The sequence below is a fragment of the Streptomyces sp. NPDC002853 genome (genome assembly GCF_053591915.1).
On the sequence record NZ_JBSFUS010000016.1, the window covers coordinates 56,326 to 72,530 of the forward strand.

Here is a 16,205-nt window from a genome sequence, read left to right on the forward strand (position 1 = left end):
GAGCCCGCTTCTGACATTTGTCATTCGAGCCGGTGACAGCGCGCACTGCTCCGGCGCCCGGGGCCGGGGGACGCTTCAGTCATGACTGACCAAGTGATCGACGTGACCGATCTGCGGCGCGTGTACGGGGGCGGTTTCGAGGCGGTCCGGGGAGTCTCGTTCTCCGTCGGACGCGGCGAGCTCTTCGCGCTGCTCGGGACCAACGGCGCCGGAAAGACCTCCACCGTGGAACTCCTCGAAGGGCTCGCCCCGCCCGCCGGGGGGCGGGTGCGGGTGCTCGGGCACGACCCGTACGCCGAGCGGGGCGCCGTGCGCCACCGGATCGGTGTGATGCTCCAGGAAGGCGGTTTCCCCTCCGAGCTGACGGTCGCGGAGACCGTGCGGATGTGGGCGGCGTGCACCAGCGGCGCGCGCCCCGCAGCGGAAGCCCTCGACATGGTGGGCCTCGGCAAGCGGGCCGGCGTACGCGTGAAGATGCTCTCCGGCGGCGAGAAGCGGCGGCTCGACCTGGCGACGGCTCTCATCGGGCGGCCCGAGGTGCTCTTCCTCGACGAACCCACCACCGGGCTCGACGCCGAAGGCCGCCGCGAGACCTGGGAGTTGGTGCGCGCCCTGCGCGACGGCGGCACGACCGTGCTGCTCACCACGCACTACCTCGAAGAGGCCGAGAACCTCGCCGAACGGCTCGCGATCCTGCACGAGGGCCGGATCGCCGCCGCGGGCCGGGTCGCCGACGTGGTGGCCGAGCAGCCCTCCCACGTCTCCTTCGAACTGCCCGCCGGGTACTTCATCGGCGATCTGCCGCCGCTCGGTGAGCTCGGGGTGAGCGAGCACGAGATCATCGGCGGCCGGGTCAGGCTGCGGACACACGAGTTGCAGCGGGCGGCCACGGGGCTGCTGCTGTGGGCGCGGGACGCGAACGTCGAGCTCGGCAGGCTCGACGTACGGGCCGCGTCGCTGGAGGAGGCGTTCCTGCGCATCGCGCGGGACGCCGAGAGCGCGGCCGGTGTCGCGGAGAAGGAGAAGGTGGCATGAGTGCGCTGACGGTTGCCCCGCAAGCGGTGACGACTCCCGCCAAGCGGATGGCCGCGCTCGCCCGGGCGGAACTCACGCTGCTCGGGCGCAGCAAGGGGACATTGTTCGCGGCGCTGTTCGTGCCGCTCGTGATGCCGTTCAGCCTGCACCAGGCCGCGGACGGCATGAACCTCAAGGGCACCGGGCTCTCGGTCGCTTCCGTGGTGGTGCCCGGCGCCATCGGTTTCTCCCTGCTCTTCGCCGTCTACTCCGCGCTGACCGCTGTCTACGCCGCGCGCCGCGAGGAACTGGTGCTCAAGCGGCTGCGCACCGGTGAGCTGCGGGACCCGGAGATCCTTGCCGGGGCCGCGCTGCCCTCGGTCGCCATCGGCGTGATCCAGATCGTCGTCCTCGCGGTCGCCTGCGTCGCCCTGCTCGACGCGGGGGCGCCGAGCGCGCCGCATCTCGCCGTCATCGGAGTACTGCTCGGCCTGGTGATGTTCGCCGCACTCGGCGCGGTGACCGCGAGCTTCAGCAGGTCCGTGGAGTCCGCGCAGGTCATGGCCATGCCGCTGGCGTTCGGCTCGATGTTCGGGTCCGGCCTCTTCATCCCCTTCGAGGTCATGCCCGACAAGCTGGCCGCGGTCTGCGAACTGCTTCCGCTCTCGCCGGTGATCGAGCTGGTGCGGGGCGGCTGGACGGGCAATCTCGCGGCGTCGGACGCTCTCGGCGCCACCGCCACCGCGGTGGCCTGGACCGTGGTCTCGGTGTTTGCTGTACGGCGGTGGTTCCGCTGGGAGCCGCGGCGTTGAGGAAGGGGTCGGCGGTGGTCGTCGGGCGGATGCGAAGGGTGCAGCGGGACTGGCACAGCTCCAGCAAGATCCAGAAGGTGGAGCTCCAGAGCATGGCCATGTGGCACTCCATGCCCTGGCTGTTCTTCCTCAGCTGGGCCTCCCTGCCCCTCGGCCTGAGCCTGCGGCACCAGACGGTTCCGCTCGTCCTCGGCTGGACCCTGATCGCACTCGCCGCCGCGCAGTGCGTGCACGTCAACCGCACCATCCGAGCCTCCCTCGACCACTACCTGAAGCGCGCGGGAATGCCGCGCCGCGATCTCACGGTGTCGGCGACGCTCATGGTCCTCGTCCTGGGCCTGGTGATCGCCCTGCAGAGCGTGGACGGCGCCGAGCCGGAGACCCTCGTCCTCGCGTCCCTCTTCGGCGTGGTCCCCTACGCGATGTCCGTCGCCTTCGCCGTGCCCGTCCGCTCCTTCCTCATCCGGATCGCCATGATCACCGTCGCGGCGGTGGCCGCGTCGGCGGCGGCAGGCATCCACGACGGGCGGCTCCTCGGCCTGGCCCTGGTGATCGTCCTCGCCGGTCTGCTCTCGCTGGTCTCCTCGCGCTGCGGCGCCTGGACCCTCGCCGTGATGTGGGAGGGCGACCGGGCCCGCGAGGTCGAGGCACGGCTCGCGGTCGCCGAGGAGCGGCTGCGCTTCGGCCGTGACCTGCACGACGTGATGGGGCGCAACCTCGCCGTCATCGCGCTGAAGAGCGAGCTGGCCGTGCAGCTGGCCAAGCGCGGGCGGCCCGAGGCGGTCGACCAGATGGTCGAGGTGCAGCGGATCGCGCAGGAGTCGCAGCGGGAGGTACGGGAAGTGGTGAGGGGGTACCGGGAGGCCGACCTCGCGGTCGAACTCGCCGGTGCGCAGGGCGTGCTGGAGGCGGCGGGGATCGACTGCCGGGTGAGCGGGTCGTCGGCCGGCCTTCCGGTCTCGGTGCAGTCGGCGCTGGGATGGGTCGTGCGCGAGGCGACCACCAATGTGCTGCGGCACGGGGACGCGCAGCGGTGCGACATCACCCTGACGATCACCGACGAACGTACGTCGCTGGTCGTCGAGAACGACGGGGCGCCCGATGCCGTGCCCGAGGGCAGGAAGGGCTCCGGCCTCGCCGGACTCAGGGAGCGGCTCGCCGCGGTGGACGGGACGCTGGAGTCCGCCTCCGGCGAAGGGCGGTTCCGCCTCGCCGCGGAGGTGCCGACGGCCCGCCCCCGGCAGGACGGTTCCCGGCAGGTCAGCCGACAGGAAATCGAAAGGGTCGCGCCATGAGCCTGCGTGTGCTGCTCGCCGACGACGAGCACCTCATCCGCGGCGCCCTCGCCGCGCTCCTCGCCCTCGAGGACGATCTCGTCGTGGTCGCCGAGGCCGCGTCGGGGCCCGAGGCGCTCGCCATGGCCCTCGCCCACCGGCCGGACGTGGCCGTGCTCGACCTGGAGATGCCGGGCGCCGACGGTGTGAGTGTGGCCACATCGCTGCGGGACGAACTGCCGCACTGCCGCACCATGATCGTGACGAGCCATGGCAGACCGGGGCATCTCAAGCGTGCGCTCGCGGTGGGCGTACGGGGCTTCGTGCCGAAGACGGTGAGCGCGCAGCGCCTCGCGGAGATCATCCGCACCGTTCATGCCGGTAATCGCTATGTGGACCCGGAGTTGGCCGCCGACGCGATCTCCGCCGGGGACTCGCCGCTGACCGTCCGCGAGGCCGAGGTGCTCGAACTCGCCGCCGACGGGGCGCCCGTCGCGGAGATCGCCGAGCGGGCCGCGCTGTCGCAGGGGACGGTCCGCAACTACCTCTCCTCCGCCGCCACCAAGATCGGGGCCGAGAATCGTCATGCCGCGGTGCGTCTCGCACGCGAGCGAGGTTGGGTATAGTTGGCATCGCGCTTCGGCGCAGCGCGGACGTAGCTCAGTTGGTAGAGCGCAACCTTGCCAAGGTTGAGGTCGCCAGTTCGAACCTGGTCGTCCGCTCCACGGAGAAGAAACCCCCGGTGCCTCTCGGCGCCGGGGGTTTCTTCGTGCTCCGCTATGTGCGGCTGCCTTCGCCGCGTACGGCTACCAGGCCATGCCCGTAAGACGCTCGTACGCCTCGATGTACTTGGCGCGCGTGGCGTCCACCACGTCCTGCGGGAGCGCGGGCGGCGGCTGCTCGCTCTTGCGGTCCCAGCCGGAGGCCGGCGAGGTGAGCCAGTCGCGGACGAACTGCTTGTCGAACGACGGCTGGGCGCGGCCCGGCTGCCAGCTGTCCGCCGGCCAGAAGCGGGACGAGTCCGGGGTGAGGACCTCGTCCGCGATGACCAGCGTCTCGCCGTCGAAGCCGAACTCGAACTTCGTGTCGGCGAGGATCACGCCGCGGTCGCGGGCGATGTCACGGGCCCGGCCGTAGACCGCGAGGGTCGCCTGGCGGAGCTGGGCCGCCGTCTCGGCGCCCACCTGGCGGGCCACTTCCTCGTAACTCACGTTCTCGTCGTGCTCACCGACCGCCGCCTTCGTGGCGGGCGTGAAGATGGGTGCGGGCAGCTCCGAACCGTCGCTCAGGCCGTCGGGCAGCGCGAGGCCGCAGACGGTGCGCGAGTCGTTGTACTCGACCAGGCCCGAGCCCGTGAGGTAGCCGCGGGCGACGCACTCGACCGGGACCATCGCCAGGGACTTGCAGACCGTGGTCCGGCCCTCCCAGTCGGCGGGGGCGCCGGGCGGCACGTCGGTGGAGATGACGTGGTTCGGCACGAGGTCGGCGAGCTGGTCGAACCACCACAGGGAGAGCTGCGTGAGGACCCTGCCCTTGTCAGGGATCTCCGTGGGCAGCACCCAGTCGTAGGCGGACATGCGGTCGCTCGCGACCATCACGAGGTCGCCCGCCTCGTTCCGGTACAGGTCGCGCACCTTGCCGGTGTGCACATGCACCAGGCCCGGCACCTGAAGCGGCTCGGGCTTTTCTACGAATCCGGACACGGTTCCTCCCCGTGGTTCTGGCTGAATGCTGCTGATTCTCCCGCATGGGGAGAGGGCTCGCGGCCAGGGGGATGCCGACGAGCGTCAGTCCCGTTTGCAGATGCGGTCCAGGAGGTTGGCGGTGGCGCGCTGGACACGCGTGTCCACATGACCGGGGCGGTCGAGCGACGGGGACCAGGCGAAGGTGCCCGAGGCGAAGACCAGGGCGCCGGAGGGGGCGCGGTAGAGGGACGACTCCTGGTGGCGCACGGCGCCGTCGGAGTCCTCGTACGGAGAGTGGGCGAGGAGGATGCGGCCCTGGTGCTCCGGCAGCGCGGTGCGCGGGAAATAGCGGTCGGCCTCGCCCGCGACCAGGCCCTCGATCTCGTCCCCTTCGTGCGCGCCCGTCGCCTCCCACAGCCAGTGGTCGGCGTTGCGCACGACGAGGGGGGCGGGTTCGGGGACCCGGCCCGCGTACTGGATGCCCAGGAGTTGCTGTTCGGCCTTGTCCTGCTCCCGCCAGAGGGCCGGTCTGCCGGGTCCGTGGCGCTTGCGGCAGGTCAGCAGGCGGTCTGCCACGCCGGACGGGGAAGGGCCCAACTCCACCTGCCAGTACATGGTGTTGGCGGAGAGGAAGACGAGGGACGTGCCGTGCTCGCGGGCCTGCTCCGTGGAGCGGCGCATGTTCGCCGACCAGTACTCGTCGTGGCCCGGGAAGACCAGGCCGCGGTAGCGGGTCGGATCGATGCGGCCCGCGTGCAGGTCGCGGGTGTCGGCGTACGCGAGGTCGTAGCCGTACCGCTCGGCCCAGCGGATGAAGTCGTAGGCGTGGCCGACGTGCAGGGGCAGGCCCGCGCCCGCGTACGGACGGTCGAAGGAGACCGTGTGCGCGGCCTCGCTCTCGCCCAGGAGACGGCCCTTCTCGTCCCACGCGTGGTAGAGGCTCGCGCCCGTGCGGCCGTCCTCGGGATAGAGGTTGTAGGCCTGCCAGGTGATGTCCGGCAGGAGCAGCAGCAGATCGGCGCGGTGGTCGTCGCGGACCGTGAACGGGACGTGCGAGCGGTAGCCGCCGACCGTGGTGAGGACCGCCACGTACGCCCCGACGCTCCAGTAACTCGGGATCTGCAGACGCCAGGAGAGCCACCAGTGGTGGCAGGAGACCGTGCGGTCGGCGGCGAGCGGGGGCGGCTGGACGATGCCGGACAGGCGCGGGCTCGTGGTGATCTTGCTGGCGCCGTCGCCGCCGTAGTGCCCGATGCGGTAGATGTCGACGCTGAACTGCTGGGGCGGGTCCACCGTGACGTGGAAGTCGATCGCCTCGCCGGGGGCGGCGGCGCCGGTGGAGGCGAAGCCCTTGATCTGGCCGTGCACGTCGTCGGCGGTGCGGGGGCCGTTCGTACGGGTGCGGGGTGCGGGGATGTTCCGGGCGCCGGGGGCCGGGGCGTGGTCGATGTACCAGGGGACGACCTGGCCCGTGTCGTCGAAGTAGTGCTCGGCGCCTCGGAGCCAGGGCAGGGGCCCTTGGCCGAAGGGGTCGGTCACGGCGTGCGCCAGGGCGCCCGATTCCCACCTGCGGATCTGCTCCGACCCCATGTGTGTGCCCCTCCCTCGCTGCTCCCCCGAAATTGCTCTGTACCGCGGTGCGCTTCCCGTGTGCGGTGCCGCCGCCTGCCTGCCGGATCACATGTCGGATCACATGTCGCGTGACCTGTCGGATCGCATGCCGGACCAACGGCCGATCCCAGCACATCACATTACGCACGCACTCCGTCACCGTTCGTCGCGAATCGACGAGAACGGAAGGGAGCGTTCCGGGGAGTGGGGGCGGGGGCGGGCGCGGGGTGGTGGGTGCGGGGTGGTGGGTGCGGGGTGGTGTGGGGCCCGCCTCAGACCAGGCGCACCGGCTTCTCCGGGCGGACGCCCAGGCGGGCCAGCCAGCCGCGCAGGGGGATGGGGTCGCCGTCCTCCACGAGGCTCAGGACATGCGGCGTGAGATCCGCCGCGCGCTCCCCGTCGACCAGGAGGGAGGGGCCGTCGAGCCAGTCGAGACCGGGGGCGGCTCCCGCCGTGTCCACGGCCGCGCAGCAGACCAGTGCCGTGACGTGATCGGCCAGCAACTCCCGTCCCGTACGCGGCGGCTGGAGCGGGAACAGCGGCAGCATTCCGTCGTCCCAGAGCGCGTCGTCCGGGCCCTGTCCCGTGGGCGCGGGGCGGGGCGGGGCGGCGGCTTCCTCGCGGGCGATCTCCGCGGTGAGGCCCGCGGCCAGGAGACCGCCGGGGCCGTCGGTGGACTCCTCGCCGTCCTCGGGCTCCTGGCCGAACATGACCTCTTCACCGACCGCGGTTGCCTTTTCCGTGGCCTTCGTGGTCTCGGTGGCCTTCGTGGCTTCCGCCACGTCGGTGGTGTCCGTGGCCTCCGCCGTCAGGTGGTCCAGTACGCGGCCCAGCGTCGGGCCCTTGGAGCCGGCTGTCGTCGGGTCGGCGCAGTGGCTGATGCCCAGCGAGTCCAGTACGCGGTGCAGGCGCGCGGCGTCCATGCGCCACTTGCGGTCGACGACCTCGTCCGGATACTCCTGCCACGCCACCGGCGCCCAGTCCGGGCCCTGCTCTGCGGGGCCGCCGTGGAAGAGGCGGGCGGCGAGCAGCGAAGCCGCCTCGTCCACCGAACCCGGCTCCTCCAGAAGGTCACAGGCGGGGCGCTCGCCCAGGCGGGACGTGAAGCCCTCCGCCAGACGGTCCCTGCGGGAGAGCTCGGTGAGGGCGGACACGACACCCGCGTCGAGGCGGGAGGGCCAGCGGCCCATCCGCCAGGCGGGCAGCGCGACCTTGGTCAGGAGCCGGTCCCACCCGGCGTACGCCAGGCCCACCTGCTCCTGGGCGACGATCCGCACTCCGTAGTCCACGGCCTGGGCGCGCTCGGCGGCGGCCGCAGCGACCCCGCGCTCCATCTCGCCCGCATGCCCGCGGACACTGCGCAGGAGCAGCCGCGTCACCCAGCCGGCACCACCGAGGACCGTACGCACGAGGGGACCGCGTCCCGGCGCGGAAGTGACCGCGACCGCGGCGTCGAGCCCGCGGATGAAGCGCCGGGCCGCGGCTATGTCGGGGTGCGCCGAGGGTCCCGTGCCGGCCACGACCGGGGCGAGCACCGCGCGCAGCTCGCCGACCCGCATCCACCACAGGAACGGGGAGCCGATGACGAGCACCGGAGCGACGGGTGCCGGGCGGCGCGGGGCGGGGCGGCCGTCCCGTACGCCATTGCCCTCGTCCTTCGTGGGCGGCGGGACGGAGCCTTCCGCGGGCGGGCCGTGCGCGGGATGCGTGCGGTCCTCCAGCCAGCTGTCGCAGTCCGGGGTGAGCGCTATCGCCGAGGGGGCCGGCACGTCGAGGCGGTCGGCGAGGTCCCGCACCAGGCGGTACAGATCGGGGGCCGAGCTCTCGGTGACCGGGACGGTCGGGCTGACGGCGGGCCTGGACCGCGCGACCACCAGCGCGATGCCCGCGGCGGCGAGCAGGACGACCAGGGCGAAGGCCGTCACGACACCGCGCGCGACGTCCCAACTCCCGCCGGTCATCTGGCCCGTGACGCCGCCCGCGATGAGCACGACGGCGACGGCGGCGGGCAGCAGCGCGACGGCGAGCGCCCTGCTGCGGATGCGCAGCACGGCGAGCGCCTGGGAACGCGCGGACTGCACGCCCACCTCCACACCCGTACCTGACACGACCGATGTCACCCCCTGCTGCCTGCGCCGCCTGCCTCCCGGCCGGGGGCCGGGACGACGGGCGGACGGCAGCCGCCGATGGATTTGCTCACTCCCCCACTGTGGCACCCGCCACTGACATCGCAATGCCGGTGGTCTGTTTGGCTCTGGGCACCTGAACCGCTTGCGCCGCACCCTAGTTGGGGTGCCGGGCATCGTCAGCCGGATGGGCCAGCGGTCACTCGATGGAATGGCTTTGGGTAAAGGTGGATGACGGTCAGGCCCCGGATCCAGTGTCAGATCCGGGGCCTGTGAGCCGTTTCGCCGCTCTGGGCTAGGCCTCCGACGCGGCCTTCGCCGCGATGTCCGTACGGTGCTGGGAGCCGTCGAGGCGGACGCGGCCCAGCGCCTTGTACGCGCGCTCGCGGGCCTCGGTCAGGTCCGTGCCGGTGGCCGTCACAGAGAGCACACGGCCGCCCGCGCTGACCACGGCGTCGCCTTCGCGCCTCGTCCCCGCGTGCAGGACGTACGCGTCCGGGGCATCCTGTGCCGCGACATCGCCGAGGCCCTCGATGGGGTCGCCGGTGCGCGGGGTCTCCGGGTAGTTGTGCGAGGCGATGACCACGGTCACCGCGGCGTCCTCGCTCCAGCGCAGCGGGGGCAGGTCCACGAGGGTGCCGTTCGCGGCGGCCAGCAGGACCCCGGCGAGCGGCGTCTTCAGGCGGGCGAGGACGACCTGCGTCTCGGGGTCGCCGAAGCGGGCGTTGAACTCGATGACGCGTACGCCGCGGCCGGTGATCGCCAGCCCCGCGTAGAGCAGCCCCGCGAACGGGGTGCCGCGGCGGCGCAGCTCGTCGACGGTCGGCTGGAGCACGCTCTCCATGACCTCGTCGACCAGCTTCGGATCGGCCCACGGGAGGGGCGAGTACGCGCCCATGCCGCCGGTGTTCGGCCCCTCGTCCCCGTCGAGCGCGCGCTTGAAGTCCTGCGCGGGCTGCAGCGGGACGACGGTGACGCCGTCCGTGACGGCGAAGAGCGAGACCTCGGGGCCGTCGAGGAACTCCTCGATGACGACGCGGTCGCAGGCCAGGGCGTGGGCGCGGGCCGCCTCGATGTCGTCGGTGACGACGACGCCCTTGCCGGCGGCGAGGCCGTCGTCCTTGACGACGTACGGCGCCCCGAAGGCGTCGAGCGCCTCGTCGATCTCGTCGGGGGTCGTGCAGACGTAGGACCGGGCGGTGGGCACGTTGGCGCCCGCCATCACATCCTTGGCGAAGGCCTTGGAGCCCTCCAGCTGGGCGGCCTCCTCGGAGGGCCCGAAGCAGGGAATCTTGGCGTCGCGCACGGCATCGGCGACTCCGGCGACCAGGGGCGCCTCCGGGCCCACGATCACCAGGTCGGCGCCGAGCCGGGTGGCGAGGGCGGCCACCGCGCTGCCGTCGAGGGCGTCGACCGGGTGCAGCTCGGCCACGTCCGCGATGCCGGCGTTGCCGGGAGCGCAGTACAGGGCGGAGACGTCGGGGTCGAGGGACAGAGAGCGGCACAGGGCGTGTTCGCGGGCACCACTGCCGATGACGAGGACCTTCACGGGCGCCAGCCTAGCTTGGCGTGGCCCGTGCCTTCGTACGGCCGCCCCAGTCCTGGGGGCCACCTCGCTTGTACGTTCCTCCAGGGGCGGGGCGGTGTGAGGCCCTCCCTTGAGGCCCTCCCCCGGCACCTCCGGGGGGGTGGGTCAGGGTTCGTTGTTGTATTCCTCGACGATCGTCGCGCCCAGCTCGCGGACGATCAGGTCATGGCCGGACAGGGCCGACTCGACCAGGTCGGGGTCGTCGTCCGCCCATGTGTCGTCCTCCGGCGAGACGTGGTCCACGACGCGCCGCTCCGGGGCCGGAGCGGGAGCCGGGGCAGGCGAGGGAGCGGCCGGTGCCGGGCCGGCGGCGGGCTGCGCGGGCGGCGGCGACTGCCGCTGCTGCTGCGGAGGAGCCGACGGCACACCACCCCCGTATCCACCCGCGGACGGCGAGCTTCCCCCGAAGTTGCCCGCGGCGGGGGGCGGCGCCGAGCCCCCCGAGGGGTCGACGATCGCCTCGACCTTCCACTGCACCCCGAACTGCTCGGACAGCGCCTGCCGCAGTACGTCCTCACTGCCGCTGCTGGCGAAGTTGTCCCGCGCCCCCGCGTTCACGAAGCCGATCTGCAGGGTCGTCCCGTCGAAGCCCGCCACCTGGGCGTTCTGGCTCAGCAGGATCCAGGTGAAGCGGCGGCGGCCCTTCACCGCCTCAAGGATGTTCGGCCACAGGGTCCGCGGGTCGGGTCCGCCCACCGGAGCCGCCTGGGCCGGGGCCTGCGCCGGAGCCTGGGAGGCCGCCGGAGCGGGCGTCGCCTGCGCGGGCGCGGGCTGCTGCGGAGCCGGGGCGCCGCCCCCCGCCGCCGCGGCCGTGGGCCAGCCGCCAGGCCGAGGAGCCGCCTCCGGAGCAGGCACGGGAGCAGCAGCAGACGGAGCGGAAGCCGCGGGAGCGGACCTCGCCGGGCCACTGCCGGGCGCCGAAGCCGTGGGCCACCCACCGGGACGCCGCTCACCGGACGGCGGGGCGGCAACCGGCTCCGGAGAAGTCACCGGAGGGCTCTCCTGAACCGGAGCCGCCGGCTCGGAGGCGGGAGGAGCAGTGGGAGCAGACGTAGGGGCAGGCGTAGGGGCAGGCGTAGTGGCAGGCGTGGGAGCGGCGGGAGCAGACGTAGGAGCAGGAGCCGCCTGGCCCCCGCCCCGCACCGCAGCCCGCGCCGCCGCGACCCCGCCCCCCGGCGGAACCTGCGGCGCGGCAGGCCCCGGCTGCATGGGCGCCCCCTGCTGCACACCCGCATGGGCCTCGGGTCCCGGCGCGTACCCCATGGCCGGTCCGGCTCCCCCGCCCTGCGCCGCCGCCATGAAGTTGCCGCCACGCTCCAGCCGGTCGAGGCGGGCCATGAGCGAACGCTCGTCGTCGTACGCGGCCGGGAGAAGCACGCGGGCGCAGATCAGCTCGAGCTGCAGCCGGGGCGAGGTCGCCCCCCGCATCTCCGTGAGACCTTCGTTCACCAGGTCGGCTGCGCGGCTGAGCTCCGCGCCGCCGAAGACGCTCGCCTGCGCCTGCATCCGCTCCACGACGTCCGAGGGGGCGTCGATGAGCCCCTTCTCCGCCGCGTCCGGAACCGCGGCGAGGATAACCAGGTCCCGCAGCCGCTCCAGCAGGTCGGCGACGAAGCGCCGCGGGTCGTTGCCGCCCTCGATGACGCGGTCGACGATCTCGAAGGCGGCGGCGCCGTCCCCCGACGCGAAGGCCTCCACCACGGAGTCGAGCAACGACCCGTCCGTGTAGCCGAGCAGGGACGTCGCCATGGCATACGTCACACCGTCGTTCGCCGCGGAGGCCAGCAGTTGGTCCATGACGGACATCGAGTCACGCACGGACCCGGCACCGGCCCGCACGACCAGCGGGAACACGCCCTCCTCGACGGCCATCTGCTCCCGGCCGCACACCTCGGCCAAGTACTCGCGGAGGGTCCCGGGCGGCACGAGCCGGAACGGATAGTGGTGCGTGCGCGACCGGATCGTCCCGATGACCTTCTCGGGCTCCGTCGTCGCGAAGATGAACTTGAGGTGCTCCGGCGGCTCCTCGACCACCTTCAGCAGGGCGTTGAAGCCCGCCGAGGTGACCATGTGCGCCTCGTCGATGATGTAGATCTTGTACCGGCTGCTCGCCGGCCCGAAGAAGGCCTTCTCCCGCAGATCACGCGCGTCGTCCACGCCTCCGTGCGAGGCGGCGTCGATCTCGATGACGTCGATCGATCCCGGGCCGTTCCTCGCCAGGTCACGGCAGGACTGGCACTCGCCGCAGGGCGTCGGGGTGGGACCTTGCTCACAGTTGAGACAGCGGGCCAGGATGCGCGCGCTCGTCGTCTTGCCGCAGCCGCGCGGGCCACTGAACAGGTAGGCATGATTGACCCGGTTGTTGCGCAGCGCCTGCTGCAGCGGGTCGGTTACATGCTCCTGCCCGATGACCTCGGCGAACGACTCCGGGCGATAACGGCGGTACAACGCGAGAGACGACACACATACGAGGTTAATGGCGACCACTGACAACCAGGACCGCCCCAACGCAAAGCGCCCCCCACGCACCCGCCAGAGCCAACCTACCCTTGCTGCCTTCCGGCCCTGGGGGAGTTCAGTCAGATAGCGCCACGTGAGGGGCTGAGCCCCACCTTAGCGGATGCCCGGGGCCGGAAGCGACGCCGGGAGGACACCGTTCCGACCTCGGGAAGCCGCCGAGTGGATCGTGTTCGCGAGCACTCCCCAACGTCTTGTATTGTTTGCGGCGGAGGATTCGCCTAGTGGCCTAGGGCGCACGCTTGGAAAGCGTGTTGGGGGCAACCCCTCACGAGTTCGAATCTCGTATCCTCCGCCAGTGCCTCACCGGGCACGATGTTGAAGGGCCCCGCTGCTTGCAGCGGGGCCCTTCTCCGTTTCCGGGGGGCTCAGTGGCACAGGAGCGGGACGCGTTGCACCGCGTTGTTGGCGAAGCCGCCTCGGTTCCAGGGTGGTTCGAGGGGCTGGGTGTGGCCGGTGGCGTCCGTGGCGCGGGCCGTCAGGGTGTGGTGGCCGGGGGTCGCGGTCCAGGTGGTGTGCCAGGGCTGCCAGGCCCAGCGGTGCGGGCCCGGCGGGGTGACCTCGGCGTCCGTCCAGGTGTGGCCGTCGTCGGTGCTCAGCTCGACCCGCGTGACGGGGCCGTGGCCGGACCACGCGCGTCCCCGCAGTTCCACCGGACCGCTGCGCACCACGCGTACCCGTGACATGAAGTCCGGGAAGCCCGGCGGGATCAGCAGGGCGCGCGGGGCGATGCGCGTGACGGGCTCGCCGGGGTCGTCGGCGAACTGGCGGTACCGGTACGCCACCGCCTGCTGGAATCCGGTGAAGGGGGTGTCGACCAGTTCGATGGAGCGGAGCCATTTGACGTTGCCCATGCCGTACCAGCCGGGGACCACGAGACGCAGCGGGTGGCCGTGCTGGGGCGGGATCGGGGCACCGTTCATCTCGTACGCGAGCAGCACGTCCGCGTCCACGGGGAGCGGCAGGCTGCGCCGGTAGTCCTGCTCCACGCCGCGCTCGATGCCGTGGTCCGCGCCCGTGAACACCGCCTCGACCGCGCCGTCGTCGACGTCCGCCTCGGCGAGCACGGTCCGCAGCGGTACGCCCGTCCAGTCGGCCGTTCCCACCGCCTCCACCAGCCAGGGCTGGCTGACCGGCCGCGGGGACAGCCTGGCGCGGCCGTTGCCCGCGCACTCCATCGTGACCCGGTGCGTGACGGACGGCAGGCGCCGCAGTTCCGCGAGGCCGAGGTCCAGGGGCTTGCCGACCCGCCCGCCCACGGAAAGCCGCCATCCGTTCGCGTCCGCCTCGGGGATGTACGGGATGTCGTAGTGGACGAGCACGTAGTGCAGGCCCGCGGGGGTGACGTCGTGGCGCAGGGCTTCGAGCGGCAGGCCGTGGTTGCGTGCCGCGAGGGCCAGTTCTTCCTCGCTGATGCCCTCACCGGTGGCGGCGACGCGTCCCGGTGTGCTGACAGCGCCCAGCGATGTCCGCTCCATGGCCCCATGGTTGCCCATGCGGGCCGGGCCCGCACGGGACTTGGCCTCGCCCGGCTCTCAGGTTCCGGGGATCCAGTGGTTGTAGATGGTGGACACCTCGGACTTTCCTCCGCTGACCGGCCAGCCGAGATCTGCCGCCACCGGCATCATCTTCTCGGCGAACGCGTTCATGTGGCCTTCGGACTCCCACACGTCGTAGATGTCCAGGCCGTCCTCGCTCGGCACGCAGACGTGCGCGATACAGCCGTCGAAGATCTCGGGTGTCTCCTGGAGTTTGGCGTTGAGGGTGTCGTACTGGTCCGTGGTGATGCCCGGTACGGCAGCGTGCATGAAGATCGTCATCGTGGCTGCTCCTCTGGAAATGGATGAAGGTGCCTGGGTGGGTGGGCGCGCCGTCATGGCGACGGGGCGATGTTCTGGTTCGCGTGGAAGAGGTTGGCCGGGTCGTAGGCGTTCTTGATGCGGGAGAGACGGGCGTAGTGGTCCCGGTAGGTGGCCGTCACGCGGCTCCGGCTCTCGTCCTCGCCGATGAAGTTCACGTAGGCGCCGCCCATGGAGTGCGGGTGCAGCTCCTCCCAGTAGTCGACGCACCACTGCCTGATCGCCCCGGCGTTGGCCGGGTCCGGGTCGATGCCGCCGATGACCCCTGACCAGACCGCGTCGCGGTAACCCCACGCGGTCTCCTCCTGGTCGACCCGGGCGGCGGCCCCGTCGACGGGGTAGAGGTGCATCGTCGACAGGTCGGTGGGGAGGTTCTCGGCGTACTTCCTGTGCACGTCGATCGCGTCGTCGGTGATCCGGTCGAAGAAGTCGCCGCGCCAGTACCACTGGAGGCCGGTGGGGATCAGCTCGTCGAACATGGTCTGCAGCGCCGGGTAAGGCATCGGCGCGGTGAAGTGGAAGGCGGGCGAACCCGGTTCGCGCACGGCGGCAAGCACGTGCTCGGCGTCGTCCGGGTCGCCGGTCCAGCACCACACGACGCCGCACATCTTCCGGCCGTGGATCTCCTCCGGGAACGGCGGGCCCGGCGGGATGGTGAGCGCGGCGAAGAAGCCGTTCAGGTCGTCGGGTGCCTGCGGCAGGAAGTCGCGGTACCAGCGCAGTACGTCACCGGTCAGGTCGACCGGCCACACGGTGACCGCCACGACCACGTCACCCACCGGGTGCAGCCGGAAGCGGAACGAGGTGACGACGCCGAAGTTGCCTCCTCCGCCGCGCAGGGCCCAGAACAGGTCCGGGTGCTGGGACTCGCTCGCGGTGACGAAACTGCCGTCGGCGAGCACGACGTCCGCGGCGACGAGGTTGTCGATCGTCAGGCCGTACTTGCGGGTGAGGTGGCCGTGGCCGCCGCCGAGGGTGAGGCCGCCGACGCCCGTCGTCGACATGATGCCGGCGGGAGTGGCGAGGCCGAAGGCGTGGGCGGCGTGGTCCAGGTCGCCGAGCTGACTGCCGCCGCCGACCCGGGCCGTCCTCGCCACGGGGTCGACGCGCGCCCAGCGCATGGGGGAGAGGTCGATGGTGACGGCGTCGTCGACCTCGCAGAGTCCGGCGCCGCTGTGGCCTCCGCCCCGGACGGCGACTTCCAGGCCCCGGTCGCGGACGAAGTCGACGGCTGCCATGACGTCCGCAGCGTCCGCGCACCGCACGAGCGCGGCCGGGCGCCGGTCGATCATCGCGTTGTAGATGGTGCGGGCCCGGTCGTACTCGGGGTCCGTCGGGCCGATGACCGGGCCGCGCAGTGCGGCTCTCATGTCTTCGAGGGTGCTGCCGTCCATGACGGGCTCCTTGCCGAGGCGCGGACCGCTTCTCGCAACCGGCCTCCCCCATGTCGGGCCGTCGGTGAGCGGTTCGTGCGCCGGCGTCCTGGCGCCCCCCGTCAGCCGCGAAGCCGTCCTCTCCGGCGTCCCGGAGCTGACTTCTCCAGCGTCCCGCCGTTCGGCCGGGCCCGCAATTCACCGGCGGCGCGCGACCGCGTCCGACGAGACCTGACGGGATCTGACGGGACCTGACAGCAACAGGTCGCGTCCTGTCAGCTCCTGTCAGCGCCCTGGCCGCCCGCTGTCAGCCACCCCCGGCATCGTCCTCCTTGTCGAGAAACAC

The 16,205-nt window shown here is 72.2% G+C and carries 12 protein-coding genes, 2 tRNA genes and 1 other RNA gene; 6 read left to right on the forward strand and 9 right to left on the reverse strand.

Annotated elements, in window-relative coordinates:
- The first annotated feature begins 81 nt into the window (after positions 1-81).
- From ACWD02_RS36795 to ACWD02_RS36815, 5 genes are all read left to right on the forward strand, one after another.
- The gene (locus ACWD02_RS36795; RefSeq protein WP_451219308.1) at positions 82-1,035 is read left to right on the forward strand and encodes an ABC transporter ATP-binding protein; all 954 of its coding nucleotides are present in this window, start codon (positions 82-84) and stop codon (positions 1,033-1,035) included.
- Positions 1,032-1,826 (forward strand): ABC transporter permease, encoded by a 795-nt coding sequence (locus ACWD02_RS36800; protein ID WP_451219311.1) that lies wholly within the window; start codon positions 1,032-1,034, stop codon positions 1,824-1,826. Before ACWD02_RS36795 ends, ACWD02_RS36800 begins: the two co-directional genes overlap by 4 nt.
- Positions 1,823-3,121 carry a sensor histidine kinase gene (locus tag ACWD02_RS36805; RefSeq protein ID WP_451219314.1) on the forward strand — a complete coding sequence of 433 codons (1,299 nt, stop codon included), beginning with the start codon at positions 1,823-1,825 and terminating at the stop codon, positions 3,119-3,121. Before ACWD02_RS36800 ends, ACWD02_RS36805 begins: the two co-directional genes overlap by 4 nt.
- Complete coding sequence (locus ACWD02_RS36810) at positions 3,118-3,726, forward strand: response regulator transcription factor (protein WP_160505955.1); 609 nt, start codon at positions 3,118-3,120, stop codon at positions 3,724-3,726. The genes ACWD02_RS36805 and ACWD02_RS36810 overlap by 4 nt, the downstream gene beginning before the upstream one ends.
- Before the next feature lie 23 nt (positions 3,727-3,749).
- Positions 3,750-3,825, forward strand: a tRNA-Gly gene (locus ACWD02_RS36815).
- Between the two features lie 81 nt (positions 3,826-3,906).
- Here the strand turns inward: ACWD02_RS36815 and ACWD02_RS36820 are convergent.
- The 6 genes from ACWD02_RS36820 to ffs form a co-directional block, all read right to left on the reverse strand.
- Positions 3,907-4,803, reverse strand: a complete 897-nt coding sequence (locus tag ACWD02_RS36820) for a phosphoribosylaminoimidazolesuccinocarboxamide synthase (RefSeq protein WP_451219319.1) — start codon at positions 4,801-4,803, stop codon at positions 3,907-3,909.
- An 84-nt stretch (positions 4,804-4,887) separates the two neighbouring features.
- On the reverse strand, positions 4,888-6,375 hold the full coding sequence (locus ACWD02_RS36825) for a N,N-dimethylformamidase beta subunit family domain-containing protein (RefSeq protein ID WP_451219322.1): 1,488 nt from the start codon (positions 6,373-6,375) through the stop codon (positions 4,888-4,890).
- A gap of 293 nt (positions 6,376-6,668) precedes the next feature.
- A complete protein-coding gene (locus tag ACWD02_RS36830; RefSeq protein ID WP_451219325.1) occupies positions 6,669-8,504 on the reverse strand; it encodes a hypothetical protein in 1,836 nt (611 codons plus the stop codon).
- 313 nt (positions 8,505-8,817) lie between these two features.
- The gene (gene purD / locus ACWD02_RS36835) at positions 8,818-10,071 is read right to left on the reverse strand and encodes a phosphoribosylamine--glycine ligase (protein ID WP_451219328.1); all 1,254 of its coding nucleotides are present in this window, start codon (positions 10,069-10,071) and stop codon (positions 8,818-8,820) included.
- A 144-nt stretch (positions 10,072-10,215) separates the two neighbouring features.
- Complete coding sequence (locus ACWD02_RS36840) at positions 10,216-12,573, reverse strand: DNA polymerase III subunit gamma and tau (protein ID WP_451219331.1); 2,358 nt, start codon at positions 12,571-12,573, stop codon at positions 10,216-10,218.
- A gap of 44 nt (positions 12,574-12,617) precedes the next feature.
- Positions 12,618-12,716: signal recognition particle sRNA small type (ffs, locus tag ACWD02_RS36845), an RNA gene on the reverse strand.
- A gap of 121 nt (positions 12,717-12,837) precedes the next feature.
- Between ffs and ACWD02_RS36850 the strand changes: the two genes are divergently transcribed.
- Positions 12,838-12,925: transfer RNA gene (locus ACWD02_RS36850), tRNA-Ser, on the forward strand.
- 70 nt (positions 12,926-12,995) lie between these two features.
- Here ACWD02_RS36850 and ACWD02_RS36855 read toward each other — a convergent pair.
- From ACWD02_RS36855 to ACWD02_RS36865, 3 genes are read right to left on the reverse strand one after another with little or no spacing between them, the layout of a single operon-like run.
- On the reverse strand, positions 12,996-14,105 hold the full coding sequence (locus tag ACWD02_RS36855) for a sulfite oxidase (RefSeq protein WP_451219334.1): 1,110 nt from the start codon (positions 14,103-14,105) through the stop codon (positions 12,996-12,998).
- A 57-nt stretch (positions 14,106-14,162) separates the two neighbouring features.
- The gene (locus ACWD02_RS36860) at positions 14,163-14,447 is read right to left on the reverse strand and encodes a hypothetical protein (protein ID WP_451219337.1); all 285 of its coding nucleotides are present in this window, start codon (positions 14,445-14,447) and stop codon (positions 14,163-14,165) included.
- Positions 14,448-14,500: 53 nt separating this feature from the next.
- The gene (locus ACWD02_RS36865; protein ID WP_451219340.1) at positions 14,501-15,880 is read right to left on the reverse strand and encodes an FAD-binding oxidoreductase; all 1,380 of its coding nucleotides are present in this window, start codon (positions 15,878-15,880) and stop codon (positions 14,501-14,503) included.
- Positions 15,881-16,205 lie beyond the last annotated feature (325 nt).

Coding starts and splice junctions, on each gene's coding strand:
- ACWD02_RS36825 (WP_451219322.1), bottom strand. CDS start 6,375: ATGGGGTCGGAGCAGATCCGCAGGTGGGAATCGGGCGCCCTGGCGCAC.
- ACWD02_RS36800 (WP_451219311.1), top strand. CDS start 1,032: ATGAGTGCGCTGACGGTTGCCCCGCAAGCGGTGACGACTCCCGCCAAG.
- ACWD02_RS36810 (WP_160505955.1), top strand. CDS start 3,118: ATGAGCCTGCGTGTGCTGCTCGCCGACGACGAGCACCTCATCCGCGGC.
- ACWD02_RS36855 (WP_451219334.1), bottom strand. CDS start 14,105: ATGGAGCGGACATCGCTGGGCGCTGTCAGCACACCGGGACGCGTCGCC.
- ACWD02_RS36865 (WP_451219340.1), bottom strand. CDS start 15,880: ATGGACGGCAGCACCCTCGAAGACATGAGAGCCGCACTGCGCGGCCCG.
- ACWD02_RS36860 (WP_451219337.1), bottom strand. CDS start 14,447: ATGACGATCTTCATGCACGCTGCCGTACCGGGCATCACCACGGACCAG.
- ACWD02_RS36795 (WP_451219308.1), top strand. CDS start 82: ATGACTGACCAAGTGATCGACGTGACCGATCTGCGGCGCGTGTACGGG.